At 71.1% G+C, this 24,076-nt stretch carries 23 protein-coding genes; 11 read left to right on the top strand and 12 right to left on the bottom strand.

The genetic code is table 11. From position 1 onward, the window contains the following. Positions 1 to 51 precede the first annotated feature (51 nt). A complete protein-coding gene (locus RWH45_RS09730) occupies positions 52 to 1,167 on the bottom strand; it encodes a carbohydrate ABC transporter permease (RefSeq protein ID WP_315994711.1) in 1,116 nt (371 codons plus the stop codon). Between the two features lie 2 nt (positions 1,168 to 1,169). Further along, positions 1,170 to 2,408: a sugar ABC transporter substrate-binding protein gene (locus RWH45_RS09725; RefSeq protein WP_315994710.1), complete on the bottom strand. Its 1,239-nt coding sequence runs from the start codon at positions 2,406 to 2,408 to the stop codon at positions 1,170 to 1,172. A 229-nt stretch (positions 2,409 to 2,637) separates the two neighbouring features. On the opposite strand from RWH45_RS09725, the gene RWH45_RS09720 reads away from it, so the two are divergent. Next, on the top strand, positions 2,638 to 3,642 hold the full coding sequence (locus tag RWH45_RS09720) for a LacI family DNA-binding transcriptional regulator (protein WP_315994709.1): 1,005 nt from the start codon (positions 2,638 to 2,640) through the stop codon (positions 3,640 to 3,642). 253 nt (positions 3,643 to 3,895) lie between these two features. Here the strand turns inward: RWH45_RS09720 and RWH45_RS09715 are convergent, their stop codons facing one another. Continuing rightward, positions 3,896 to 4,669, bottom strand: coding sequence for an IclR family transcriptional regulator (locus RWH45_RS09715; protein WP_315994708.1), 774 nt, complete (start codon positions 4,667 to 4,669; stop codon positions 3,896 to 3,898). 61 nt (positions 4,670 to 4,730) lie between these two features. On the opposite strand from RWH45_RS09715, the gene hutH reads away from it, so the two are divergent. The 3 genes from hutH (at position 4,731) to hutI (ending at position 9,261) form a co-directional block, all read left to right on the top strand. Then, positions 4,731 to 6,290 carry a histidine ammonia-lyase gene (gene hutH / locus RWH45_RS09710; protein WP_315994707.1) on the top strand — a complete coding sequence of 520 codons (1,560 nt, stop codon included), beginning with the start codon at positions 4,731 to 4,733 and terminating at the stop codon, positions 6,288 to 6,290. Further along, positions 6,287 to 7,990 carry a urocanate hydratase gene (hutU, locus tag RWH45_RS09705; RefSeq protein WP_315994706.1) on the top strand — a complete coding sequence of 568 codons (1,704 nt, stop codon included), beginning with the start codon at positions 6,287 to 6,289 and terminating at the stop codon, positions 7,988 to 7,990. Before hutH ends, hutU begins: the two co-directional genes overlap by 4 nt. Before the next feature lie 101 nt (positions 7,991 to 8,091). Then, positions 8,092 to 9,261: an imidazolonepropionase gene (hutI, locus tag RWH45_RS09700; RefSeq protein WP_315995260.1), complete on the top strand. Its 1,170-nt coding sequence runs from the start codon at positions 8,092 to 8,094 to the stop codon at positions 9,259 to 9,261. Here hutI and RWH45_RS09695 read toward each other — a convergent pair. The 5 genes from RWH45_RS09695 to RWH45_RS09675 all read right to left on the bottom strand — a co-directional run bounded on the left by RWH45_RS09695 (position 9,251) and on the right by RWH45_RS09675 (position 13,500). Further along, complete coding sequence (locus RWH45_RS09695) at positions 9,251 to 9,715, bottom strand: SixA phosphatase family protein (protein ID WP_315994705.1); 465 nt, start codon at positions 9,713 to 9,715, stop codon at positions 9,251 to 9,253. The genes hutI and RWH45_RS09695 overlap by 11 nt on opposite strands. Then, positions 9,712 to 10,638, bottom strand: a complete 927-nt coding sequence (locus RWH45_RS09690) for an arginase family protein (protein WP_315994704.1) — start codon at positions 10,636 to 10,638, stop codon at positions 9,712 to 9,714. Before RWH45_RS09690 ends, RWH45_RS09695 begins: the two co-directional genes overlap by 4 nt. Further along, the gene (locus RWH45_RS09685; protein WP_315994703.1) at positions 10,635 to 10,988 is read right to left on the bottom strand and encodes a gamma-glutamylcyclotransferase family protein; all 354 of its coding nucleotides are present in this window, start codon (positions 10,986 to 10,988) and stop codon (positions 10,635 to 10,637) included. Before RWH45_RS09685 ends, RWH45_RS09690 begins: the two co-directional genes overlap by 4 nt. Positions 10,989 to 11,065: 77 nt before the next feature. Further along, entirely contained in the window at positions 11,066 to 12,340 is a 1,275-nt protein-coding gene (locus RWH45_RS09680; protein WP_315994702.1) for a DUF445 domain-containing protein, read from the bottom strand. Next, positions 12,340 to 13,500: an acyl-CoA dehydrogenase family protein gene (locus RWH45_RS09675; protein WP_315994701.1), complete on the bottom strand. Its 1,161-nt coding sequence runs from the start codon at positions 13,498 to 13,500 to the stop codon at positions 12,340 to 12,342. Before RWH45_RS09675 ends, RWH45_RS09680 begins: the two co-directional genes overlap by 1 nt. 135 nt (positions 13,501 to 13,635) lie before the next feature. Between RWH45_RS09675 and RWH45_RS09670 the strand changes: the two genes are divergently transcribed. Then, positions 13,636 to 14,040, top strand: coding sequence for a pilus assembly protein CpaE (locus RWH45_RS09670; RefSeq protein WP_315994700.1), 405 nt, complete (start codon positions 13,636 to 13,638; stop codon positions 14,038 to 14,040). Positions 14,041 to 14,233: 193 nt separating this feature from the next. Here the strand turns inward: RWH45_RS09670 and RWH45_RS09665 are convergent, their stop codons facing one another. Further along, complete coding sequence (locus RWH45_RS09665) at positions 14,234 to 15,439, bottom strand: MFS transporter (protein ID WP_315994699.1); 1,206 nt, start codon at positions 15,437 to 15,439, stop codon at positions 14,234 to 14,236. A gap of 511 nt (positions 15,440 to 15,950) precedes the next feature. Here RWH45_RS09665 and nrdH point away from each other — a divergent pair. The 6 genes from nrdH (at position 15,951) to RWH45_RS09635 (ending at position 21,635) form a co-directional block, all read left to right on the top strand. Then, on the top strand, positions 15,951 to 16,184 hold the full coding sequence (gene nrdH, locus RWH45_RS09660) for a glutaredoxin-like protein NrdH (protein ID WP_055838040.1): 234 nt from the start codon (positions 15,951 to 15,953) through the stop codon (positions 16,182 to 16,184). A gap of 28 nt (positions 16,185 to 16,212) precedes the next feature. Beyond that, positions 16,213 to 16,653 (top strand): class Ib ribonucleoside-diphosphate reductase assembly flavoprotein NrdI, encoded by a 441-nt coding sequence (nrdI, locus tag RWH45_RS09655; RefSeq protein WP_315994698.1) that lies wholly within the window; start codon positions 16,213 to 16,215, stop codon positions 16,651 to 16,653. Then, positions 16,635 to 18,791 (top strand): class 1b ribonucleoside-diphosphate reductase subunit alpha, encoded by a 2,157-nt coding sequence (nrdE, locus tag RWH45_RS09650; protein ID WP_315994697.1) that lies wholly within the window; start codon positions 16,635 to 16,637, stop codon positions 18,789 to 18,791. The genes nrdI and nrdE overlap by 19 nt, the downstream gene beginning before the upstream one ends. A 38-nt stretch (positions 18,792 to 18,829) precedes the next feature. Beyond that, positions 18,830 to 19,804: a class 1b ribonucleoside-diphosphate reductase subunit beta gene (gene nrdF, locus RWH45_RS09645; RefSeq protein WP_076676657.1), complete on the top strand. Its 975-nt coding sequence runs from the start codon at positions 18,830 to 18,832 to the stop codon at positions 19,802 to 19,804. Between the two features lie 107 nt (positions 19,805 to 19,911). After that, a complete protein-coding gene (locus RWH45_RS09640) occupies positions 19,912 to 20,490 on the top strand; it encodes a TetR/AcrR family transcriptional regulator (protein ID WP_315994696.1) in 579 nt (192 codons plus the stop codon). Beyond that, on the top strand, positions 20,487 to 21,635 hold the full coding sequence (locus tag RWH45_RS09635) for a GDSL-type esterase/lipase family protein (RefSeq protein WP_315994695.1): 1,149 nt from the start codon (positions 20,487 to 20,489) through the stop codon (positions 21,633 to 21,635). Before RWH45_RS09640 ends, RWH45_RS09635 begins: the two co-directional genes overlap by 4 nt. Before the next feature lie 176 nt (positions 21,636 to 21,811). On the opposite strand, the gene RWH45_RS09630 is transcribed toward RWH45_RS09635, so the two are convergent. The 3 genes from RWH45_RS09630 to RWH45_RS09620 are packed head-to-tail and all read right to left on the bottom strand — an operon-like array spanning position 21,812 to position 24,075. After that, positions 21,812 to 22,738 (bottom strand): nucleoside hydrolase, encoded by a 927-nt coding sequence (locus tag RWH45_RS09630; protein ID WP_315994694.1) that lies wholly within the window; start codon positions 22,736 to 22,738, stop codon positions 21,812 to 21,814. After that, positions 22,735 to 23,571 carry a PfkB family carbohydrate kinase gene (locus RWH45_RS09625; protein ID WP_315994693.1) on the bottom strand — a complete coding sequence of 279 codons (837 nt, stop codon included), beginning with the start codon at positions 23,569 to 23,571 and terminating at the stop codon, positions 22,735 to 22,737. Before RWH45_RS09625 ends, RWH45_RS09630 begins: the two co-directional genes overlap by 4 nt. Positions 23,572 to 23,589: 18 nt before the next feature. Beyond that, positions 23,590 to 24,075 carry a hypothetical protein gene (locus RWH45_RS09620; RefSeq protein WP_315994692.1) on the bottom strand — a complete coding sequence of 162 codons (486 nt, stop codon included), beginning with the start codon at positions 24,073 to 24,075 and terminating at the stop codon, positions 23,590 to 23,592. Position 24,076 lies beyond the last annotated feature (1 nt).

Here is a 24,076-nt window from a genome sequence, read left to right as displayed (position 1 = left end):
CGTCGACGCGCTGCTCGGCGAGCACCGTCGTCTGCGGGGATGCCGTGGCGGTCATCGCTTCGCTCCCTTCGCGCCCTCGCGGGGCAGTTCGTACTGACGGAGGCGCCGGCGCGAGACCGGGCGGTCGCGCAGCACGAAGCGCTGGAGGATCGTGAGGGCCACGATGATGACGAACAGCACGAAGGCGATCGCCGCACCCTGTCCCCACTGCTGCGAGAGGAACGCGGACGAGTAGCTGAGGTAGGCCGGGGTCAGGGTCGTCTTGCCGGGGCCGCCCTGGGTGCCGGTGTAGATCTGGTCGAACACCTGCCAGGTGCCGATGAGGCCGAGGGTCAGCACGGTGAACAGCACGGGCTTGAGCTGCGGCAGGGTCACGCGCCAGAAGCGCTGCCAGCCGTTCGCGCCGTCCATCATCGCGGCTTCCTGCACGTCGGCGCCGATGTTCTGCAGCCCCGCGATGAACAGGAGCATGAAGGTGCCCGAGGTCGTGAAGACGGCCATGAGGATGAACGCCGACATCGCCACCGACGGACCGGCGAGCCAGTCCCACCACGACACGCCCAGCATCGTGTTGCCGGTGAGGACGGCCGGGCCGCTCGTCACGCCCAGCGCGCCGAGAAGGTTGTGCACGACGCCCGAGGGGTCGCTGAACCAGTTCGGCCCGTTGATGCCGAGCCACGAGAGCACCTCGTTGACCGCCCCGGATGCCGAGAAGAGGAACAGCCACAGCACAGTGATCGCGACCGAGCTGGTCACCGAGGGGAAGTAGAACGCGGTGCGGAAGAGGCCGCGACCGCGCAGCACGGCGCGGTTGACGAGCACCGCGAGGAAGAGCGAGAGGGCGGTCTGCAGCGGGACGACCAGCAGCACGTACCAGGCATTGTTGCGCAGGGCCGTGCCGAAGTCGCGCTCGGCGAGCCCGCCGCCGGTGGTGACGGCGGCGTAGTTGTCGAGGCCGACGAAGCCGACGTTCGAGGAGAACGGACTGCCGCGCCCGGTCCAGTCGGAGAAGCTCACCCACAGCGCCATGAGCACGGGGACGAGGAGGAACACGCCGAGGATGATCAGCACCGGGGCGGTGAACAGCCAGCCGGCGGCGGCCTCGCCGCGCCGGATCCCCGCGGAGGGGGATCCGGCCCGACGAGGCGCTGCGGTGAGAGCGCTCATGATTACTTGACGATGGCCTCGAGGTTGGACTGCGCCGTCGACAGCAGCGCCTGCGGGTCACCGGTCTTCAGCGACTCCAGCTGGGCGTTGAAGTCGGTGATGACGTCGGCCGCCCCGGCCATGTTCGGCGGGAACTGCGCGTAGTCGGCACCGGCGAGGAATGCGGTCTTGTCGGGGTTGGCGGTCGACCATGCATCGGCGGCCGACTGGATCGAGGGCATCGGGCCGAACGCCTTCGAGAAGGCCAGCTGCTGCTCGGTGCCGGTCAGGTACTCCACGAGAGAACGGGCCTGCTCCTGGTTCGCGCTGTCGGCGGCCATGCCCCAGCAGTTGGTGAACTGCAGCGTTCCCTTGCCGCCGGGGCCCGCGGGGAGCTCGGCGACCTGGTACTTCACGGTGGGGTAGTCGGCGGACATCGCGCCCGAGATCCAGTTGCCCTCGATGACCATCGCGGCCTTCTGGGTGCCGAACGCCTCGCCGCCCCAGCCCGCGCCCACGTCGGACGCGAAGGCGAAGGTGCCGTCGTTGAGGTGCGTCTTGACGTACGTCAACGCCTCGACGTTGGCGGCGCTGTCGGCGGTGGCCGTGCCGTCGGTGACCAGACCGCCGCCGGCCTGGGCCATGAAGGCGCCCACGCGCTGGTACTCGGCGCCGAAGGCCAGACCCACGCGACCGTCGGTGGTGAGCTTCTGAGCGACGGATGCCAACTGGTCCCACGTCGTGGGGATGTCGGCATCCGTGAGTCCCGCCGCCGCCCACAGGTCGGTGTTGATGATCAGCGCGAGCGTGGAGAAGTCCTTGGGAGCGCAGAAGAACTGACCGTCGACGGTGAAGTTGTCGACGAGCGAGGGGTAGAAGTCGCTCTTGTTCGACAGGTCGTCGCCGTACGCCTGGATCGAGCCGTTCGCGGCGTAGCCGGCGAGGGCCTCGGGGGCGAGGTAGAACAGGTCCGGCGGCGAGCCGGCCGCGAAGCCCTGGGAGAGCTGCTGGGGGAGGTCGTTGGCGGTCTGGACCTCGGCCTCGACGCCGGACTGCTCGCTCCATGCGGCGACGGCGTCGGTGACGGCCGTGGTCTCGGCGTCGCCTGAGGAGCCGATGAGCAGCGTGAGTTTGCCGCCGCCCGAGGCCTGACCTTCGCCGGGGGTGTCGGTGAAGCCCGACCCGCACGCGGTGAGCGTGAGGGCTCCGGTGGCGAGCAGGGCGCCGGCGGTGAGCCAGAGGCGGACAGGGTGCCGTGTCATGTGTCTCTCTCCTTCGATGAGGCATGCGACCCCTCCGAGTGCGCGGAGGGCCGTCTTTTTGAACGTTCAAATGACGGTTCGACTACGGTAAGGAACGGCGGGGCGCGATGTCAAGCCGTCGACACGCGGCCTAGGCTGACGGGCGTCCGCCACGTCCACGGGGGCCGGCAGGGCATCCGATCCGGCCGCCCGACGTGATCGACGGCTGACACCCCGGGGGGAGGAAGACATGACCAAGGCGCCCACCATCGATGACGTCGCGCGCATCGCGGGCGTCTCGCGGCAGACCGTGTCGAACGTCGTGAACACTCCCGACATCGTCCGCGAGGCCACTCGCCGGCGCGTCGAGGCCGCCATCGCCGAGCTCGGCTACCGCCCCCATGCCGCCGCGCGGCGCCTGCGGACGCGGCGCAGCTCGACCATCGGCATCCATCTCGATCCCTACGCCGGCGGCATCGCCGGGGTCGTGCTCGACCGATTCGTCCACGCCCTCACCGAGAGCGCCGGCGAGCGAGACATGCGCGTGCTGCTGTACGCCGCGCGGACCGCGGAGGAGGAGATCGACCGGCTCGCCGATCTGCTGGAGGGGGGAGAGGTGGATGCCGTCGTCATCACCGGCACCTTCCACGGCGACCCCCGCACCGGGTGGCTGAACGCCCGGGGTCTGCCGTTCGTGTCGTTCGGTCGGCCGTGGGGCGAGGACGACGTCGAGGCGCCCGCCCACCTGTGGGTCGATGTCGACGGCGCGGCGGGGACGCGGGCGGCGACCGTCCACGCGCTCGAGCGCGCGACCGGACGCGTCGCGTTCCTCGGGTGGCCCGAGGGGTCGGGGACGGGCGACGAACGAGAGCGCGGATGGAGCGAGAGCGTCGGAGCAGCGCGCGGACCGCGCTGGGTCGTCGAAGACAGCGTCGCCCTCGCCCGTGACGCGGTCGAGGCGGGCCTGCGCGTCGATGCCGACGTCACCGCCATCGTGTGCGCGAGCGACTCTCTCGCCATCGGTGCGCACCTCGCGACCGCCCTCACCGGCCGCCCCGACATCCGCGTCATCGGGTTCGACAACACCCCCGCGGCCGAGGCCCTGGGGCTCTCGAGCGTCGAACAGCTGCCCGAGCGGGTGGCATCCGGAGCCCTCGACCTGCTGATGGGCGAGAACGGCACGGTGGTGGCGCCCCGCCCCGCGACGGCGGGAGCCGCGCACGTGCTCGTGGAGCCGCGGCTCATCGTGCGCTGACGCGCGGGGCGTTTTCCGTCTCGCGGCCGCAGTCCGCTGTCGAGTGTCCGGAACCCCCGGACGTCTCCGAGACCCGTCCGGGTGTTGTGGACGATCGACGCGCCGTGCGGGGCGTGGGGCTGCCGGGGGCGTCGGCGCGCGTGACGGAGAAACCGCGCGGATCGCTTGAAGCCCGCTCGAGTGTTCGAGAAACGCCGTACCGGCGCGGGTGCCTGCGGCGTGTCGTGGACACTCGTCGGAGTGTGCGGCCGCGTCAGGCGGGGCGGCCGATGCGGCGGGCGAGCTCGGCGGCGGAGACGATCGCGGCCTCCGCCAGCGCGTCGGCGTCGCGAAGCGGCCCCTCGGCCGGCCACGTGATCGCGACCGCGGCGGCCGGCCAGCCGGCGTGGTCGAGCACCGGGGCGGCGACGGAGCGGAATCCGGGGGTGACCTCGCCGTTCTCACTCGCGTGACCGGCCGCGCGCACCTCGCGCAGGAGCTCGCGCAGGGAGCGCGGGGTCGCGGGGCCCACGCCGTGCCGCTGCGTGAGGGCGGTGGCATCCGGGAACAGGGCCCGCACCTGCTCGCGGGGGAGGGCGGCGAGCATCGCCCGGCCCGTGGCCGTGAGGTGGGCGGGAAGCCGCACGCCCACGTCGGTCACGAGCGCCGGGCGCCGCGGAGCGCGCTCCTCGACGATGTAGAGCACGTCGCGACCGGCGAGCACGGCGAGGTGCGCGCTCTCGCCGACGCGGTCCGACAGGGCGGCGAGCAGGGGACGCCCGAGGCGCGCGAGCGGCTGCTGGCGGGCGTAGCCGCCGCCCAGCTCGAACGCGGCGGTGCCCAGCCCCCAGCGACGCTCTCCGGGCAGGTGCACGACGTAGCCGTGCTGCTCGAGGGTCGCCAGCAGGTGGTAGACGCTGGAACGGGGGAGCCCGAGAGTCGTCGCGATCGTCTGAGCGGCCATCGGGCCCGGCTGCCGCGCGAGCAGCGAGAGGATCCGCAGCGTCTGATCGGCGGCGGGCACCTGCGGGCGGACATTGTCTGGCATGACAGACACAGGATGCCAGAACCCCGCCGTTCCGCGACAGGGGACGCGATGGAATCGGCGTATGCACACGAGCCTCACCGTCGGATCCGTTACCGTCGGATCGACCACCCTCCGCCCCCACGACGTCGTCGACGTCGCCCGCCACGGCGCCGGGGTGGTCGTGGACGAAGATGCTCTGCGGCGCGTCGCCGACACGCGCGCCCTCATCGAAGCACTCGCCGACGACCCGCAGCCGCACTACGGCATCTCGACCGGGTTCGGGGCACTCGCGACCACCTTCATCGCCGACGACCGCCGCGCGCAGCTGCAGGCGAGCCTCATCCGCTCGCACGCGGCCGGCACCGGAGCGGAGGTCGAGCGCGAGGTCGTCCGCGCCCTCATGCTGCTGCGCCTGCAGACCCTCGCGACCGGACGCACGGGCGTGCGCCCCGCCGTCGTCGAGACCTACGCGGCGCTGCTGAACGCGGGCATCACCCCCGTCGTGCGCGAGTACGGCTCGCTGGGCTGCTCGGGCGACCTCGCTCCGCTCTCGCACGTCGCCCTCGCCGTGATGGGCGAAGGGGAGGTCCGGGACGCCGCGGGGCGGATCCGCCCCGCCGCCGATGCCCTCGCCGCCGCCGGGATCGAGCCGCTCGTGCTGCGCGAGAAGGAAGGGCTGGCGCTCATCAACGGCACAGACGGCATGCTCGGCATGCTCCTGCTCGCCGTGCACGACCTCGAGACGCTGCTGACCACGGCCGACGTCGCCGCGGCGATCTCGATCGAGTCCCAGCTGGGGACGGATGCCGTCTTCGCGGCCGACCTCATGGCGTTGCGGCCGCAGCGGGGTCAAGCCGCCTCCGCGGCGAACCTCCGTGCGCTGCTGGCCGGCTCACCGCTGGTCGCGAGCCACCGCGGCCCCGAGTGCACGCGCGTGCAGGACGCCTACTCGCTGCGCTGCGCGCCCCAGGTGCACGGCGCCGCCCGCGACACCCTGACCCACGCCGCGCAGATCGCCGAGTGCGAGCTGGCATCCGCCGTCGACAATCCCGTCGTGACCGTCGACGGACGCGTCGAGTCGAACGGCAACTTCCACGGCGCTCCGGTGGCGTACGTGCTCGACTTCCTCGCGATCGCGGTGGCCGACGTGGCATCCATGTCGGAGCGGCGCACAGACCGGGCCCTCGACGTGGCGCGCAGCAATGGTCTGCCGCCGTTCCTGGCCGACGAGGTCGGCGTCGACTCGGGCCTGATGATCGCGCAGTACGCGGCGGCGGGCATCGTGTCGGAGCTCAAGCGGCTCGCGGCGCCCGCGTCGGTCGACTCGATCCCCTCGAGCGCGATGCAGGAGGACCACGTCTCGATGGGATGGGCCGGGGCCCGAAAGCTCCGTCGCGCCGTCGACGGCCTCGCGCGCGTGCTCGCCATCGAGGTGCTCACGGGATGCCGCGCTCTCGACCTGCGCGCGCCGCTGCAGCCCGCGGCGGCCACGGGAGCCGTGCGCGACCTCGTGCGCGCGCGCGTGCAGGGACCGGGACCCGACCGCTTCGTCGCGCCCGAGATCGAGGCCGTCACCGAACTCGTCGCCTCCGGAGCAGTCGCCCGGACCGCCCTCGCCCTGATCGAAGGAGATCACGCATGACCGACACCCCCACGACCGAGGCTCTCGCGACCCCGTCCGATGCGGTTGCCGGCCGCGCGGCATCCGGGATCCGGGCCGCCCGCGGCGCGACCCGCACCGCGAAGAGCTGGGGAGCCGAGGCCGCCAAGCGCATGCTCATGAACAACCTCGACCCCGAGGTGGCCGAGCGCCCCGACGACCTCGTCGTGTACGGCGGGACGGGACGCGCCGCGCGTTCGTGGGCCGCGTACGACGCGATCGTGCGCACGCTCGACGAGCTCGAGCCCGACGAGACGCTGCTCGTGCAGTCGGGCAAGCCCGTGGGCGTCTTCCGCACGCACGAGTGGGCGCCGCGCGTGCTCATCGCCAACTCGAACCTCGTCGGCGACTGGGCCACGTGGCCGGAGTTCCGCCGGCTCGAGGAGCTCGGACTGACGATGTACGGCCAGATGACGGCCGGGTCGTGGATCTACATCGGCACGCAGGGCATTCTGCAGGGCACATACGAGACCTTCGCGGCCGTCGCCCGCTCGCTCGGCCGGGAGTCGCTCGCGGGCACCCTCACGCTCACTGCCGGGTGCGGGGGGATGGGCGGCGCGCAGCCCCTCGCGGTCACCATGAACGGCGGTGCCGTGCTCATCGTCGACGTCGATCGCGCGCGCCTCGACCGCCGCGTCGCCCACGGCTATCTCGACGAGGTCGCCGTCGATCTCGACACGGCGATCGCGCGCGTGAGCGCCGCCCGCGAGGCGGGCGAGGCCCGGTCGGTCGGCGTCGCGGGCAACGCGGCGGAGGTCTTCCCGGAGCTGCTGGCCCGTGGCATCCGGATCGACATCGTCACCGACCAGACGAGCGCGCACGACCCCCTGTCGTACCTCCCCGCCGGCGTCTCGGTCGACCAGTGGCAGGCCGAGGCGGCCCGCGACCCCGAGGACTTCACCCGCCGGGCGCGCGAGAGCATGGCCGCGCACGTGGAAGCGATGGTCTGCTTCCAGGATGCCGGGGCCGCGGTGTTCGATTACGGGAACTCGATCCGTCGCGAGGCGGAGCTCGGCGGCTACGACCGCGCTTTCGCCTTCCCGGGCTTCGTGCCCGCCTACATCCGCCCGCTGTTCGCCGAGGGCAAGGGGCCGTTCCGCTGGGTGGCGCTGTCGGGAGACCCCGACGACATCGCCAAGACCGACCGCGCTGTCGCGGAACTGTTCCCGCACGACACCGCCCTGCACCGCTGGCTCGAGAAGGCCGGAGAGCAGGTGCACTTCGAGGGGCTGCCCGCGCGCATCTGCTGGCTCGGCTACCAGGAGCGGCATCTGGCGGGGCTGAAGTTCAACGAGATGGTCGCGTCGGGCGAGCTGTCGGGGCCGATCGTGATCGGCCGTGATCACCTCGACGCGGGCTCGGTCGCCTCGCCCTATCGCGAGACCGAGGCGATGGCCGACGGATCCGACGCGATCGCCGACTGGCCGCTGCTGAACGCGCTGCTCAACACCGCCAGCGGAGCGTCGTGGGTGTCGATCCACCACGGCGGAGGCGTCGGTATCGGCCGCAGCATCCACGCCGGACAGGTGTGCGTCGCCGACGGCACGCCGCTGGCCGCGGAGAAGCTCGCGCGCGTGCTCGTCAACGACCCCGGCACCGGCGTCATGCGCCACGTGGATGCCGGGTACGACCGCGCTCGCGAGGTCGCCGCCGAACGAGGCCTGACGGTGCCGATGTGGTGAACGCGTCCGCGCGGGGCACTGTCGAGCCGGTCGATGGTGCATCGGCGGCGACGGAGTCGGCCGGGGCCGTCGACGCCGGAGGGTCGTTCTGGCTCACCGGCATCGGCGAGCTGACGACCAACGTCGCCGTCGGCGGTGATCCCTGCGGCACGATCTGCGACGCGGGCGTGCTCGTCCGCAACGGGCGCGTCGCGTGGGTCGGGCCGGGTGGGGCCGACGGCTCGGCGTTACCGGGCCCCGATGGTCTCCCCGTCATCGATGCCGGGGGCCGCGCGGTGATACCGGGCTTCGTCGACAGTCACACGCACCTCGTCTTCGCGGGGGATCGCGCGGAGGAGTTCGCGGCGCGCATGGCGGGCGAGACGTATGCCGCGGGGGGCATCCGCACCACCGTCGCCGCGACCCGTGCCGCGTCCGACGACGATCTGCGCGTGCGCCTGCGGAGCCTCGTCGACGAGTGCCGTGCACAAGGGACGACCACGATCGAGGTCAAGACCGGCTACGGCCTCGACGTCGAGACCGAGACGCGCCTCGCCCGCCTCGCCGCCGAGGTGACCGAGGAGGTCACCTTCCTCGGCGCGCACGTGGTGCCCGCGGAGTTCGACGGCCGGGCCGACGCCTACGTCGATCTCGTCGCCGGTCCGATGCTCGCTGCGGTCGCACCCGCCGCGCGATGGATCGACGTGTTCTGCGAGGACGGCGCGTTCACGGCCGGCCAGGCGCGGCCGGTGCTCGAGGCGGGTCGGGCGGCGGGTCTCGGCATCCGGGTGCACGGCAACCAGCTCGGTCACGGCGACGGGGTGAGGCTCGCCGTCGAGTGCGGTGCGGCCGCCGTGGACCACTGCACCTACCTGAGCGACGCCGACGTGGAGGCGCTCGCCGCCTCGGACACGGTGGCGACCTTGCTGCCCGGGGTGGAGTTCTCGACGCGGCAGCCGTATCCCGACGCCCGGCGGTTGCTCGACGCCGGCGCCACCGTGGCGCTCGCGAGCGATTGCAACCCCGGGTCGAGCTTCACCAGCTCGATGCCCCTGATGATCGCCCTCGCGGTGCGGGAGATGGGGATGACGCCGGCCGAAGCGGTCTGGGCGGCGACAGCCGGGGGAGCGCGGGCGCTTCGTCGCACCGACGTCGGTGCGATCGCGCCCGGGATGCGGGCCGACCTCGTGCTGCTCGACGCGCCGAGCCGCGTGCATCTCGCCTATCGGCCGGGTGTGCCGCTCGTGCGCCGTGTCTGGAAGGACGGCGTGGAGCCACGGCCTATGGCGTGAAGAGTTCGAACTCGTCGGGGGCGACGGCATCCACGTCGTCCCAGGTTCCGTCGTGCCACGTGAAGACGGCGACCGCGCACGTGACCATGCGCACGTCGCGATCGGCGAGACGGGAGACGAGGGCGCTCATGCCGGGGTCGTGCGCGACGACCATGACCTCGTCGCCACCCGCGTCGCGCGCCGCCGCCAGCAGTCCATCCGGCTCGGCGAGGTAGAGCTCGGCCTGCTCGGTCACCTCGGCGTCGAAGGTGCGCGCGAACACCGCAGCCGTCTCGCGCGCCCGCAGGGCCGTGCTCGACAGCAGGATCTCGGGACGCACTCCCGCCCGCAGCACTGCGCGCGCGACCGTCGGGGCGTCGCGCCGGCCGCGATCGTTGAGGGGCCGGTCGTGATCGTCGAGGCCTTCATCGGCCCAGTCGGATTTCGCGTGACGCGCGAGCACGAGTTGGATCATCGTCTTTCCGCCATTCCTGCCAGGAGCTCCAGAACGCACAGGGCGGCGAGTCGCACCGTGCGGGCGTCGTCGGTGTCTGCCGTGGCATCCACCTCGACGATGTCGGCGCTGGTCACGCCGGGGTCTCGGGCGAGCCCGCGCACGAGAGCGCGCAACTCCCACGCGGCCAGCCCGCCGGGCACGCTCGCGGGGCATCCGGGCGCCACGGCGCGGTCGCACACGTCGACGTCGATGTCGAGGTGGATGCCGCCGGCGGCGGCCGCGGCGTCCGCGTCCTCGTCCGTGGGGCGCGCCTCTGCCGCGCCGGCCACGCGCAGGGCGTGCGACACGACCTCGTCGATGCCGCGGCGGCGCACCTCGTCGAGGGTGATGACGGTGATACCGGCGTCGGCGGCGCGGCGCGCGTACGCGGCCGAGTTGGCGAAGTCGGCGATCCCGATCTGCACGATGCGGTGAGGGTCGAGACCGTCGGCGATGAGACGGCGGACGGGCGAGCCGTTGGATTCGCCGTCGCGCAGGTCGAAGTGCGCGTCGAGGGTGATGAGACCCTGTGAGCCGCGGCCCTGCGCCACCGCGTACGTCGCGGAGTTGTCTCCGCCGAGGGCGATGACGAGTCGCGACGACGCCAGCGCGGCGACGGCTGCGCGCACCCGAGCTTCGCCGTCGCGGCCGTCGGGCTCGTCGACGTCGCCCGCGTCGGCGATGCGCAGGTGCGCGGTCAGGTCGATCGCGGGCGGGCCGATCAGCGTCGGCGAGAAGCGGCGCAGGGCGGCGCGGACCGCCGCCGGGGTCTCGCCGGCGCCGGTGGGCGACAGAGAGGTGCGCCAGGCAGGCACGCCGAGGAGGACGGCATCCGTCCCCTCCGTCGGTGACGGCCAGTCACCGGCCCGGGGCCACAGGGGATCGACCGACAGCGCGCTCATGCGGCCACGTAGACCCAGGCGCGCAGGCCGCTCGCCAGCGAGACCGACGCGCGACGGTAGAGCGAGACCTCGTACTCGTCGGCCGCGTCGAGTTCATCGGGCGTGAGGCGGAGGACGCGTCCGAACACGCGGTCGCGCGGATCGTCGGTGCGGCGAAGGATCGGATGCGTGTCGAGCCCCGACAGCTGGGCGACCCGTTCATCACCCACGTCGGTCCACTCGAGACGGTAGCCCGGCAGCGCGTCGTCTTCTCCCTCGAGCAGACGGCCGAACGTGTCGAGCTGCACGTCGGGCAGCTGCAGCGTCCCGTAGGTGAAGAGGCACTCCGCCGGCCCCGAACCGTCGCTCACGAGGCTCAGGCTACCCAGCGCGGCGTGTCGGCGGGCGGTGCGACGCGACACGAATGTGCGCTCCCGGCCGCGGATCATCACGAGCCCCAGATGAAGTGGGCCACGGTGAAGATGACGACCCCGGCCAGGGCCCCCACGATCGTGCCGTTCAGGCGGATGTACTGCAGGTCGCGGCCCACCATGAGCTCGATCTTCTCGGTGGTCTCCTCGGCATCCCACCGCTCGACGGTGTCGGTGATGATCGAGGCGATGTCGTGCCGGTACCGACCCACGACGAAGACCGCCGCATCGGTGACCCAGCCGTCGACCCGCCGTTGCAGGGTCTCGTCGTGCTGCAGTCGCTCGCCCACCTCGGCCAACGCGGCGGAGGCCCGTCGGCGCAGGGCGCTCTCGGGGTCGGCGAGGGAGCGCAGCAGTCCGGCCTTGGCGGTGTTCCACGCGTCGGCGGCGAGCTGGCGCACCCGGGGGCTGTCGAACACGGCGGCCTTGGCCTCCTCGAGGCGCACCATGGTGGCGGGGTCGTGCTGCAGATTGTCGGCGAGGCGCGCGAGGTAGCCGTCGATGGCGCCGCGCGCCTGGTGGCGGGGGTCGGCGCGCACGGCGTCGACGAACTGCACGGCCTCGCGGTAGACGGTGTCGTCGACGAGGCGCGCGGCCATGCTCGGGACCCACGAGGGCAGACGCCGCGACACGAGCCCCTGGAACGTGTCGCGGTTGTTGGCGAGCCACACGGCGATGTTGTCGAGGGCCAGGTCGACGGCGCCGTGGTGCGCGCCGGAGCCGACCACGCGCTGCAACCACCCACCGATCGAGGGGCCCCAGTCGGGCGAGAGCAGGTGCTCGCGCGCGAGGTCTTCGATCAGGCCCTGCACGTCGTCGTCGTCGAGGGCCGTGAGCACGCTGGTGGCGAGCGTGGCCCCCTCCGCGGCGACGCGGTCGGCGTGGGCAGGATCGGCCAGCCATGCTCCGGCCCGCGCCGACAGCGGGGTCGACTCGAGCTTCGTGCGCACGACGTCGCCCTCGAGGAAGTTCGTCTCGACGAACTCGCCGAGCTGCCGCCCGATCTCGTCCTTCCGGCGCGGGATGATCGCGGTGTGGGGGATGGGCAGTCCCAGCGGATGCCGGAAGAGAGCGGTGACGGCGAACCAGTCGGCGAGGGCGCCGACCATGCCGCCCTCCGCCGCCGCGCGCACGTACTGCAACCACTCGACCTCGCGCTGCAGCGAGAAGGAGACGGCGAAGACGAGGGCCATCGCCAGCAGCGCCCCGAGGGCCACTCCCTTCATCACGCGCAGCGCGCGCCGACGCTCCTGGTCGGCCGGGCTGAGGGCGGCCGTGGGTGTGCGGGCCATCAGGCGGTCACCGGTCCGAGCCACGCGGTCGCCGCGGTCGAGTGCGCGGACTCCGGGTCGGAGGGGTGGAACATCCCGGCGAGCACGTCGCGGTAGAGCCGGCTGAGCTCGTTGCGGGACGAGTAAGCGGAGCCGCCGCCGACGAGGATCGCGTCGTCGACGACGGACTTCGCCATCGTCACGGCCCGATGCTTGACGCCCGCGAGCAGCGAGAACCATCGCCCGCCGTGGTCGGCGAGGGCGTCGACGTCGTGGGCGAGGGCGGCGAGCTGCGGGGGGAGCGCCTCGTACGCGAGGGCCATGTCGGCCACGCGCCAGCGGATGTCGGGGTCGTTGGCGTAGGTGGTGCCCGTCTTCTTCGAGCGGCGCGAGGTCGCCGCCTCGACCGCGAGTTCCAGGGCGCGGCGGGCGATGCCCGTGTAGACCGAGGCGAGAAGGATCTCGAACACGGAGAAGATCCCGAACACCAGCGGATCGGGCTGCGGGCCCGGGTCGAGTCGGCGCACCACCCGGCGCGCGGGCGCGTGCGCGCCGCGCAGCTCGGTGGTGCGGCTCTGGGTGCCGCGCATGCCGAGGGTGTCCCAGTCGTCGCGGCTGACGACGGAGTCATCGCGATCGAGGAAGGCGAACACCATCTTCGGGCCGTCGGGCGACGTGCTGTCGAGCCCGTGGACGCCGAGGTGGTCCCACGCGGGGGAGAGGGAGGTGAAGATCTTCGTGCCGGTGAACCGGTAACCGCCCTCGCCGTCGGGCTCGGCTGTCGTGTCGCTGCCGAACAGCACGAGATCGTTGCCGGCCTCGCTGATGCCGAACGCGAAGACCTCGCCCGCCGCGGCGCCCTCCTCGACGAAGGACAGATCATCGATCCCGCGGTCGCGCAGCACCTTGGCCACCCCGGTCCACACGAGATGCATGTTCACCGCGAGCGCCGTGGCGGGCGCCGCCCCGGCGAGTCGCTGCTGCAGCACCGACGCCTCGGCGAGGGCGAGGCCTCCGCCGCCCCGCTCCTCGGAGACCAGGATGCCGAGATACCCCGCCGCGCGCAGCTCGTCGAGGTCGTCGTGGGGGAACGTGTTCTCGCGGTCGTGGACGACCGCCCGCTCGCGCATCCGCGCCAGCAGATCGTCGGGCAGATACCGAGCCGGATCGAACGAGGTCATGGCATCCATTCTGCTCGTGACCGCCGACATCGCGGCCGGGGGTGACAGGGGGGTCGAGGCGCCGTAGGCCTCGAGGCTCCGTGCGCGCGCGCCCGTTCGGCCGCCGTGCGCCGATCGCCCCCCAGAATGGATGCCATGATCTCGACCGAGATGGCCCTGGCCCTGCGCGAGGCGGGTCTGGTGTGGCATCCGCGATCCGGCGACCGTTTCCAACTCGACGAGCCCGAGTTCGAGGCCGACGTGTTCACCGTGAGCGAGATGACGGTCGAGCCGCGCGAGTACCCCACGGGGCGCATCCTGGCCTTCAACGGCACGACCGAGTGGGCGCTGGACTCCGTGGCGACCGAGGAGGCGCTGTGGCTGCCGTCTGAGCTGCAGCTGCGCGAGCTGCTGCGCTCGACGTTCCGCTCGCTGCGGCGGCTGTCCGACACCTACGAGGTCGAGATCTCGATCGGCGGCTCCACCCTCGTGTTCGACCACCCCGCTCCCGAGGACGCCTACGCGCTCGCCGTGCTGGAGCTGCTGCGCCGCACGCACTGATCGTCCCACTTCCGTTCGCTCGCGGTGGCCCCGCCGGGGCCGCGGGTAGCGGGTTCGGGGCGTGATCCTGCGGTCCGGGCGCGGGAATCGCGCCCCGACGTGCGGAATGCACCCCGAACCGCACCCGGACCCGTGCCCGAGCGGCTCCCGTGGGTTCCGGCGGGGCCGTGGATGCCGGGCGCCCGGAATCCGGTCAGGTGATGGTCTCGACCGGCTCGGTGTCGGGGATCGGGCTGGCGTCGCGGTGGCGCAGGTCGGGGAAGCCGCGCACGCAGACCGCGGCGACGACGAAACCGGCGATCGCGAAAGCCGCCGCCGCGACGTAGGCCCCGGTGGGGCCGATGCCGTCGATGAGGAGCCCGGCGACGGCGGAGCCGGCGGCGGCGCCGATGAGCTGCCCGGTGCTGATCCAGCCGTAGGCCTCGGCGGTCTCGCTGAAGCGGACGCTCGCGGAGGTCATCGCGAACATCACCGCGAGGGCGGGGGCGATGCCGGCGCCGGCGACCAGCAGGGTCGCTCCCAGCCACCATGCGTTGAGCGAGACGATCGTGAGCGACAGGCCCAGGGCGACGATCGCGAGGCGGCGCGCCATGGCCCAGGGGCCGATCGGGATGTGGCCGAACGAGAGTCCGCCCGCGAGGCTGCCGACGGCGAAGACGGCGAGGATGAGCCCGGCCTCGAGGCCGCCGTGGTCGAAGGTCGCGACCACGCCCGCCTCGACCGCGGCGCACGCGCCGATGAGGAGGAACCCGGTCGCGGTGGCGAGGATCACGGGCGGCTTGGCCAGGACGCGCCCCAGACCCCGACGGCTGCGCGGGATGCGGACACGGCCGACCTCGGGGCTGAGGATGAACCAGGCGCCGCCGCCGAGCAGGATGACGACGACGAGCAACAGCCCGGGGACGGTGCCGACCTGGGTCGCGACGAGGGTGATGAGCACCGGTGCGAGCACCCAGATGATCTCCTGCAGCGAGGCGTCGAGCGAGTACAGCGGGGTGAGCTGCTTCGAATTGACCATCTTGGGGTAGATGGTGCGCACGGCCGACTGGATCGGCGGTGTCGAAAGGCCCGCGACGAGGCCGAGCGTCATGTACAGGGGCAGCGGCATCTCGATGAGCGCGAGAGTGGCGATGGCGGCCGCGCACACGAGCAGCGTGACGGTGAGGACGCGGCGCATGCCCCAGCGCCCCATCCACCGGCTCGTGACCGGGCCCGCGACGGCCTGCCCGATACTCGTGGCGGCCAGCACCAGGCCCGCGGCGCCGTACGACCCCGTGACGTGCTCGATGTGCAGCAGGACGGCGAGGCTCGTCATGCCGTTGGGGAAGCGCGCGGTCAGCTGCGCGGCGATGATGCGCCCCACGCCAGGGGTTCGAAGCAGTTCGCGGTAGCCGGCCACCGCACAACGCTACAGCGCGGTTCGGACATCCGTGTCGACGGCGGGTGTCGTGCGCAGGGGGAGCACCGGCCCTGCGCCCCGGACGCACACGGTCGTGTCGAGATCACGCCGTCCTCGGGGATCGGATGCCGTGCTCTCGCGCGGACCGTGGGATCTCGATCGGCGGCCGGTGGGGCCGGTCCGGCGACACGCCGCGACACGCCGGTGGGCGAATTCCACGGCCTGTGCGATGTCGGAACCCCCGTCTAGCGTCCGATCTGTGGACAGACGGCGTCGGACTCGGCGACAACCGCGGAATCGCGCCTGTTAACAGCGCTCGGGAGGGAGGGCTATCTGTGGATGAAATCGTGGACAACCTGTGTTGTACATGGGGAGAGACGGTGGAAAATCACACGGATGTAACTACTACCCCTTGTGGTGCCTTCCGATGTCCGTCCCCATATGTAGTATTGAGGTCCCGGCGAGCCCTGCCCGCCCGGACGACGATTTTCCAGGGGAGAGAGAGAACGACATGGCGATCACGGTCTACACCAAGCCGTCCTGCGTCCAGTGCACCGCGACCTACCGCGCGCTCGACTCGAAGGGCATCGAGTACAACGTGCTCGACCTGTCCGAAGACCCGTCGGCGCTCGAGCAGGTCAAGTCGCTCGGGTACCTGCAGGCGCCCGTCGTCATCACCGATGAGGACCACTGGTCGGGCTTCCGCCCCGACAAGATCGACGAGCTCGCGTCGCGCCTCGCCTGATCCGGCGACAGGCTCTCAGACCCCCGTCATGAGCGCTGTCGTGTCGGCGACCGAGGCCCCGTTGCTCGTCTACTTCTCGAGCGTGTCCGGCAACACCGCACGTTTCATCGAGAAGCTCGGCAAGCGGGCCGTGCGCATTCCGCTCCGGCCGACCGACCCGCCCCTCCACATCGACGAACCCTTCGTGCTGGTCACCCCCACCTATGGCGGGGGAGCTGGCCGGGGCGTCGAGAAGGGCGCGGTCCCCAAGCAAGTCATCCGGTTCCTCAACGAGGAGCGGAACCGACGAAACATCCGCGGGGTCATCTCCGCGGGAAACACGAACTTCGGCGACGCCTTCTGCCTCGCCGGAGACATCATCGCGCGCAAATGCGCGGTGCCGCACCTATACCGGCTGGAAGTTTTCGGCACCCCCGACGATGTCGAGCGGGTCACCGAGGGATTGGAACGATGGTGGAAGTTGAGCTGACCGACGTGGACTTCAAGACCGAAGCGCGATTCGAGGGACTGGATTACCACGCCCTCAACGCGATGCTGAATCTGTACGACGCCGACGGCAAGATCCAGTTCGACGCCGACAAGCGCGCGGCGCGGGAGTACTTCCTGCAGCACGTCAACCAGAACACGGTGTTCTTCCACTCCCTCAAGGAACGTCTCGACTACCTCGTCGAGAAGGAGTACTACGAGCCGACCGTGCTCGCGAAGTACTCGATGGAGTTCATCCAGGAGCTGAACGACCGCGCCTACGGTGCCAAGTTCCGCTTCGAGACCTTCCTCGGCGCGTTCAAGTACTACACGAGCTACACGCTCAAGACCTTCGACGGAAAGCGCTACCTCGAGCGCTTCGAGGACCGCGTCGTCATGACCGCCCTCGCCCTCGCCGACGGCGACCAGCGTCTCGCGGTCCAGCTCGTCGACGAGATCATCTCGGGCCGCTTCCAGCCCGCGACCCCCACGTTCCTCAACGCGGGCAAGGCCCAGCGCGGCGAGCTCGTGTCGTGCTTCCTGCTCCGTATCGAAGACAACATGGAGTCGATCGCCCGCGGCATCAACTCCGCCCTGCAGCTGTCGAAGCGCGGCGGCGGCGTGGCCCTGCTGCTGTCGAACATCCGCGAAGCGGGTGCGCCGATCAAGCAGATCGAGAACCAGTCGTCGGGCATCATCCCCGTCATGAAGCTCCTCGAAGACAGCTTCAGCTACGCCAACCAGCTCGGTGCGCGTCAGGGCGCCGGCGCGGTGTACCTCAACGCCCACCACCCCGACATCCTCCGGTTCCTCGACACCAAGCGCGAGAACGCCGACGAGAAGATCCGCATCAAGACGCTGTCGCTGGGTGTCGTCATCCCCGACGTCACGTTCGAGCTCGCGAAGAACGGCGAGGACATGTACCTCTTCTCGCCGTACGACGTCGAGAAGGTCTACGGCAAGCCGTTCGGCGACATCTCGGTCACCGAGAAGTACCGCGAGATGGTCGACGACCCGCGCATCAAGAAGACGAAGATCAACGCGCGCGAGTTCTTCCAGACCCTCGCCGAGATCCAGTTCGAGTCGGGCTACCCGTACATCATGTTCGAGGACACGGTGAACAAGGCGAACCCCATCGCCGGCCGCATCAACATGTCGAACCTGTGCTCCGAGATCCTGCAGGTCAACACGCCGACCACGTACAACGAGGACCTCTCGTACGACACCATCGGCAAGGACATCTCCTGCAACCTCGGCTCGATGAACATCGCCCTCGCGATGGACGGCGGCGACCTCGGCCTGACGGTCGAGACCGCGATCCGTGCCCTCACCGCGGTCAGCGTGCAGAGCCACATCGCCTCGGTGCGCTCGATCGAAGACGGCAACGACCGCTCGCACGCCATCGGCCTCGGCCAGATGAACCTGCACGGATACCTCGCTCGCGAGCACGTCTACTACGGCTCCGAAGAGGGCATCGACTTCACGAACATCTACTTCTACACGGTGCTGTTCCACGCGCTGCGCGCCTCGAACCGCCTCGCGATCGAGCGCGGCACGGCCTTCGACGGCTTCGAGAACTCCACCTACGCGTCGGGGGAGTTCTTCGACAAGTACATCGACCAGGCGTGGGAGCCGCAGACGGCCAAGGCGAAAGAACTCTTCGCCGGGGTGCAGATCCCCACGCAGGACGACTGGCGCGAGCTGAAGGCCTCCATCCAGCAGCACGGCATCTACAACCAGAACCTGCAGGCCGTGCCGCCGACCGGATCGATCTCGTACATCAACAACTCGACGAGCTCGATCCACCCGATCGCCTCGAAGATCGAGATCCGCAAGGAAGGCAAGCTCGGTCGCGTCTACTACCCGGCCCCGTTCATGACGAACGAGAACCTGGAGTACTACCAGGACGCGTACGAGATCGGCTACGAGAAGGTCATCGACACGTACGCCGCAGCCACCCAGCACGTCGACCAGGGCCTGTCGCTGACGCTGTTCTTCAAGGACACCGTCACGACGCGCGACATCAACAAGGCCCAGATCTACGCCTGGCGCAAGGGCATCAAGACCATCTACTACATTCGCCTCCGTCAGCTGGCGCTCGAGGGCACCGACATGACCGAGTGCGTCTCGTGCATGCTCTGATCCGCTGACCACCGACCGATCAAGGACACAGGAACGACATGGCTGAGAAGCTGCAGTTGCTGAACCACGTGCAGGCCATCAACTGGAACCGCATCCAGGACGACAAAGACCTCGAGGTCTGGAACCGTCTGGTGAACAACTTCTGGCTCCCCGAGAAGGTGCCGCTGTCGAACGACATCCAGTCGTGGAACACGCTCACCCCCGAGGAGCAGACGCTCACGATGCGCGTCTTCACGGGGCTCACGCTCCTCGACACGATTCAGGGCACGGTGGGCGCGGTCTCGCTGATCCCCGACGCGATCACTCCGCACGAGGAGGCCGTCTACACGAACATTGCGTTCATGGAGTCGGTGCACGCGAAGAGCTACTCGTCGATCTTCTCGACGCTGTGCTCGACGAAGGAGATCGACGAGGCGTTCCGCTGGTCGACCGAGAACGAGTTCCTTCAGAAGAAGGCGCGCATCGTCATGGACTACTACCGTGGCGATGACCCGCTCAAGCGCAAAGTCGCCTCGACCCTGCTCGAGTCGTTCCTGTTCTACTCGGGCTTCTACCTGCCGATGCACTGGTCGAGCCGCGCGAAGCTCACCAACACGGCAGACCTGATCCGCCTCATCATCCGCGACGAGGCCGTGCACGGGTACTACATCGGCTACAAGTTCCAGCGCGGACTCGAGACCGTCGACGAGGCCCGTCGTCAGGACATCAAGGACTACACGTTCTCGCTGATGTACGAGCTCTACGACAACGAGGTGGGCTACACCCAGAGCCTCTACGACTCGGTCGGACTGAGCGAGGACGTCAAGAAGTTCCTGCATTACAACGCCAACAAGGCGCTGATGAACCTCGGCTACGAGGCGATGTTCCCCGCGTCGGTGACGAACGTGAACCCGGCGATCCTGTCGGCGCTCTCGCCGAACGCCGACGAGAACCACGACTTCTTCTCGGGGTCGGGCTCGTCGTACGTCATCGGCAAGGCCGAGGCGACGGAAGACGACGACTGGGACTTCTGAGTTCCGACGACGAAGGCCCCGCACGGACGACCGTGCGGGGCCTTCGTCGTTCGCCGCTTCCCACCTACGATTAGTAGCTAAATGCCTAATACCTATAGGCTTACGGCATGCAACGTTCCCCGCTCACCCCGCGATCCGTCATCCGCACCGCGGCCGACCTCGCCGACGCGCGTGGCCTCACCGAGGTGACCCTCTCCGCCGTCGCCCGTGAACTCGACGTGCGCACCCCGAGCCTCTACGGCCACGTGCGCGATCTCGCGGCCCTCCGCGACGGCATCACGACCCTCGCGCTCGGCGAGGTGGGCGACCGTGCGAGCGAGGCGGTGGCCGGTCGCGCCGGGCGAGACGCCCTCCGCGCGCTGTGCGACGCCCACCGCGAGTACGCGCGCGCCCACCCCGGCCGCTGGGAGAGCCTGCAGCGCCGGGCCGGCGACGCGGTCGCGCGCACCGAGGAGGCCGCGCGATCAAGCCGTGCGCCGGCAGCGGTGCTGCGCGGCTACGGCATCCCCGAGGACGATCGCGTGCACGCGACGCGGCTCATCGGGTCGTTCCTGAACGGCTTCCTGCACCTCGAGCACATCGGGAGCTTCGCGCACAGCGCGCCGCCGGCGGACGACTCCTGGCGCCTGCTCATCGACCGTCTCCACGGTCTCCTGGCTCAGTGGAACGCGAAGGACGAGAAGTGATCACGACCCCCCTGACCCCGGAGCTGATTCGCGGCGGCGCGGAGCTCGAGCCGGTCGAGCGCGGCCTGCGCCTGCATCGCCTGCCGCTGCCGTACCGCTCCCGGGAGGCCGACGGGCAGCTCGCGATGGTGGAGCGTCAGCCGTCCGGCCTCCATCTGCGCTTCCGGACGACGGCGACCACCCTCACCTTGCGCCTGCACGCCACGCGGGTGTCGTACCGCGGGCTCGATCGTGCCCGTGGGCAGGTGGACGTGCTGGTCGACGACGTGCTCGTGCGGCGTCGACCTCTCGAAGACGGCGACGCGCTCGAGCTCGACCTGGCGACGGGAGCGGCGACTCCTCGGCCCGGGGCGGCCGACACCGTCGCGGTGGGCGATCTCGCTCCGGCCGAGAAGACCGTCGAGATCTGGCTGCCCCACAACGAGCAGATCGACCTCGTCTCGCTCGAGTCCGACGCGCCGCTCGCCCCGATCGCCGACGCCCGACCGGTCTGGGTGCACCACGGCAGCTCCATCAGCCACGGCTCGAACGCCGCCGCTCCCACCGAGATCTGGCCCGTCATCGCGGCGCGCGCCGCGGGGGTGCAGCTGCAGAACCTCGGCTTCGGGGGCAGCGCGATGGTCGACCCCTTCCTCGCCCGGGTGATCCGCGACCGGGATGCCGACCTCATCAGCGTCAAGCTCGGCATCAACGTCGTGAATGCCGACGCGATGCGGGCGCGCGCCTTCGTCCCGGCGGTGCACGGGTTCCTCGACACGATCCGCGAGGGGCATCCCGACACCCCGCTGCTGGTGGTGTCGCCGATCTTCAGCGGCATCCACGAGAAGACCCCCGGCCCCGGCGCCTTCGATCCGGAGAGCCTGCGCTCCGGGTCGGCGCGATTCGTCGCCACCGGGTCGCCCGCCGAGGTCGCGCGCGGAGCGCTCACTCTGGAGGTGATCCGGGATCTGCTCGCGTCGGTGATGGCTGCGCGGGCCGACGACCCCGCGCTGCACTACCTCGACGGTCTGTCGCTGTACGGCGCCGACGAGGCGGTCACCCACCCGCTCCCGGACGGGCTGCACCCCGACACGGCGACGCACCGCCTGATCGGGGAGCGGTTCGCGGCGGCGGCGTTCGGCGCCGGGGCTCCGCTCAGCCGCTAGCGGGCCGCGGGGCCCGGCGCGCCGGTCCGCTCGCGCGGCGGCGCCGGTGCTCCCTCGCGCAGCCGGCGGCGCCGGTGCGGACGGTTTTTCGCGGAGCCGACCCCGCCGGCATCGACAGCTTCTCGCGGAACCGGCCCCGCCCGCGATCAGCGGCGCGCCGGCCCGGCGCGAGAGCGTCAGACCGGCCACTCCCGCGCCTCGAGCCGCTCGAGCAGCACCTCGACCGCGGAGCCCTTCATGCCGCGCACCCAGCGCTGCGTGTCGGAGCCGCGCGACGACACCGTGCGCCCGCGTTCGCCGCGCTCGAGGCGCACATCGACGTGTCCCGAGGTGACGCTCACGCCCCGCAGCGCCCCCGCGGCGACCATCGCGGCGAGGGGATCGTGCAGGGCGCACCGGCGATCGGGGAAGACGCGTCCGGCGTAGAAGTCGAGGTACAGCGGCAGCATCGCGGCCAGCGCCCGCGGCAGGGCGCCCGGGATCGCCTCGAGGCGCACGAGGTCGGCCTCGTCGAGCGTCTGCGTCATGGTGACGTCCAGCGGCACGAGGGTGGTGTCCCAGTCCTGCGCGAACACGACGGCCGCCGCCTCGGGGTCGTTGTGGATGTTCGCCTCGGCCCACGCCGTGACGTTGCCCGAGTGGGCGAAGGCGCCGCCCATCACGACGAGGTGGTCGCAGGCGGCGACTCCGGACGTCTCGGCGTAGGCGGCGAGATTGGTGAGCGGACCGAGGGCGAGAACGGTGAGATCGGGATGCCGCGTCGCCAGGTGATCGATGAGCTCGACCGCGGGTCGCGCGTCGTGGGCCCGGGCGGCGGCGGTCAGGGCGATGCCGCCGACGCCGTCGCCGCCGTGCACGTGGGGAGCGCCTCCGGCGTAGGCCCGACCGCGGAAGTCGTGCGCGCCGATCGCCACCGGGATGTCGTGCACCCCCGCGAGCTCGAACAGCGAGAGCGTGTTGGCGGCCGCGCGGGCGGCATCCGTGTTCCCCGACACCGTCGTGACGCCGACGACCTCGACCGCCGGCTCGGCCAGCAGGTACGCCAGGGCGAGCGCGTCGTCGATGCCGGTGTCGCAGTCGACGAGGATCGGGCGGCGGGTCATGCGTCGGCTCCGTAGGTGTCGAGGTGGGAGAGACGGGGTTGCGAGGCGGGATCGGCGACCGCGGCGGCCCCCACGGCGCACGCGCGCACGAGCGCGGTCTCATCGGAGTCGCCGCGCAGCAGACCGCAGACCAGGGCCGCGCAGAACGCGTCGCCCGCGCCGACGGTGTTGACGACGGTCGAGGCGAGTCCCGGGGCGGATGCCGCGAGCTCGCCGTAACGGTACAGGCGAGCACCCGCGGCGCCCAGCGTCACGCACAGCAGCGGCACGTCGTGCACCTCGGGGAGCTGTGCGTACTCGGTCTCGTTGACGATGACGACGTCGCACTTCTCGAGCACGCCGGGCGGGAGCGGGCGGGCGGGGGCGGCGTTGACGGCGAGGAAGCTCGACGCGCGCGCGGCGGCGATCACGACGGCATCCGACACTTCGAGCTGCAGCAGCACGGCGCTGTCGGGCTCGATGCGCAGGTGCGTCGCGTCGATCTCGGCGTTCGCCCCCGGGCACACCACGATCGAGTTCTCGCCGGTCGCATCGACGACGATGAGCGCCGTCCCCGTGGCGGCCGACGCCGTCTGCACCCCGGAGGCGTCGATGCCCTCGGCCGCGAGCTGCGTGCGGATCCCGCGCCCGTCGAGGTCGTCGCCGACCGCGCCGACCAGACGCACGGCGGCGCCGAGGCGGGCCGCGGCGACCGCCTGGTTGGCGCCCTTTCCCCCGGGTCCGCGCTGCAGCACGCCGTCGGCGACGGTCTCGCCCGCGGCGGGCGCGCGGTCCACGCGCGCGGTGAGGTCGACGTTGATCGCACCGACGACGGTGAGGGAGGGGGAGGGCATGCGCGGGTCCTTTCGAGGTCAGTGCAGCAACAGCTTCGCCACGATCAGCAGCGCCGACACCAGCGCGGCCCCGATCGCCGTCAGGACGACGCCGACGAGGGAGTACCCCCGCAGGCGCGCTCCGGCCGTCGCGACGACGACGAGGTAGGCCATCGCCACCCCGACGCCCCAGAGCAGCGCGGTCGCCAGGGCGACACCGAACGCGACGAGGAGCACGACCACGAGCAGCGGCAGGAACGTCACCGACACCATGGGCGCGCTCACCGCGAGGTGGTGGCGGAAGATCCTCGACGGGCGCTCGGTGGAGGTGTCGCCGAGCGAGTACGCGAAGACATGCGTCGCGAAGTACACGAGATTCGTCAGCGCGACCACGGCCACGACGAGTCTCAGCTCGCTGTCGCTCAGCCCGATGAGCGTGGATGCCGAGACGAGCGCGCCGTAGCAGCCCGCACTGATGCGCTCGGCGGCGTCGTGTCCGAGGCGGCGGGGGGAGGGGGCATCCATC

This window comes from Microbacterium galbum (assembly GCF_032464915.1).
GTDB classification, from domain to species: Bacteria; Actinomycetota; Actinomycetes; order Actinomycetales; family Microbacteriaceae; genus Microbacterium; species Microbacterium galbum.
This window is presented reverse-complemented; position numbering and strand designations above follow the sequence as displayed.

Coding starts and splice junctions, on each gene's coding strand:
- nrdH (WP_055838040.1), top strand. CDS start 15,951: ATGGCGATCACGGTCTACACCAAGCCGTCCTGCGTCCAGTGCACCGCG.
- nrdE (WP_315994697.1), top strand. CDS start 16,635: ATGGTGGAAGTTGAGCTGACCGACGTGGACTTCAAGACCGAAGCGCGA.
- RWH45_RS09620 (WP_315994692.1), bottom strand. CDS start 24,075: ATGGATGCCCCCTCCCCCCGCCGCCTCGGACACGACGCCGCCGAGCGC.
- RWH45_RS09730 (WP_315994711.1), bottom strand. CDS start 1,167: ATGAGCGCTCTCACCGCAGCGCCTCGTCGGGCCGGATCCCCCTCCGCG.
- nrdI (WP_315994698.1), top strand. CDS start 16,213: ATGAGCGCTGTCGTGTCGGCGACCGAGGCCCCGTTGCTCGTCTACTTC.
- RWH45_RS09715 (WP_315994708.1), bottom strand. CDS start 4,669: ATGCCAGACAATGTCCGCCCGCAGGTGCCCGCCGCCGATCAGACGCTG.
- hutU (WP_315994706.1), top strand. CDS start 6,287: ATGACCGACACCCCCACGACCGAGGCTCTCGCGACCCCGTCCGATGCG.
- nrdF (WP_076676657.1), top strand. CDS start 18,830: ATGGCTGAGAAGCTGCAGTTGCTGAACCACGTGCAGGCCATCAACTGG.
- RWH45_RS09670 (WP_315994700.1), top strand. CDS start 13,636: ATGATCTCGACCGAGATGGCCCTGGCCCTGCGCGAGGCGGGTCTGGTG.
- RWH45_RS09690 (WP_315994704.1), bottom strand. CDS start 10,638: ATGAGCGCGCTGTCGGTCGATCCCCTGTGGCCCCGGGCCGGTGACTGG.
- RWH45_RS09640 (WP_315994696.1), top strand. CDS start 19,912: ATGCAACGTTCCCCGCTCACCCCGCGATCCGTCATCCGCACCGCGGCC.
- RWH45_RS09680 (WP_315994702.1), bottom strand. CDS start 12,340: ATGGCCCGCACACCCACGGCCGCCCTCAGCCCGGCCGACCAGGAGCGT.
- RWH45_RS09725 (WP_315994710.1), bottom strand. CDS start 2,408: ATGACACGGCACCCTGTCCGCCTCTGGCTCACCGCCGGCGCCCTGCTC.
- RWH45_RS09675 (WP_315994701.1), bottom strand. CDS start 13,500: ATGACCTCGTTCGATCCGGCTCGGTATCTGCCCGACGATCTGCTGGCG.
- RWH45_RS09625 (WP_315994693.1), bottom strand. CDS start 23,571: ATGCCCTCCCCCTCCCTCACCGTCGTCGGTGCGATCAACGTCGACCTC.
- RWH45_RS09720 (WP_315994709.1), top strand. CDS start 2,638: ATGACCAAGGCGCCCACCATCGATGACGTCGCGCGCATCGCGGGCGTC.
- RWH45_RS09630 (WP_315994694.1), bottom strand. CDS start 22,738: ATGACCCGCCGCCCGATCCTCGTCGACTGCGACACCGGCATCGACGAC.
- RWH45_RS09695 (WP_315994705.1), bottom strand. CDS start 9,715: ATGATCCAACTCGTGCTCGCGCGTCACGCGAAATCCGACTGGGCCGAT.
- hutH (WP_315994707.1), top strand. CDS start 4,731: ATGCACACGAGCCTCACCGTCGGATCCGTTACCGTCGGATCGACCACC.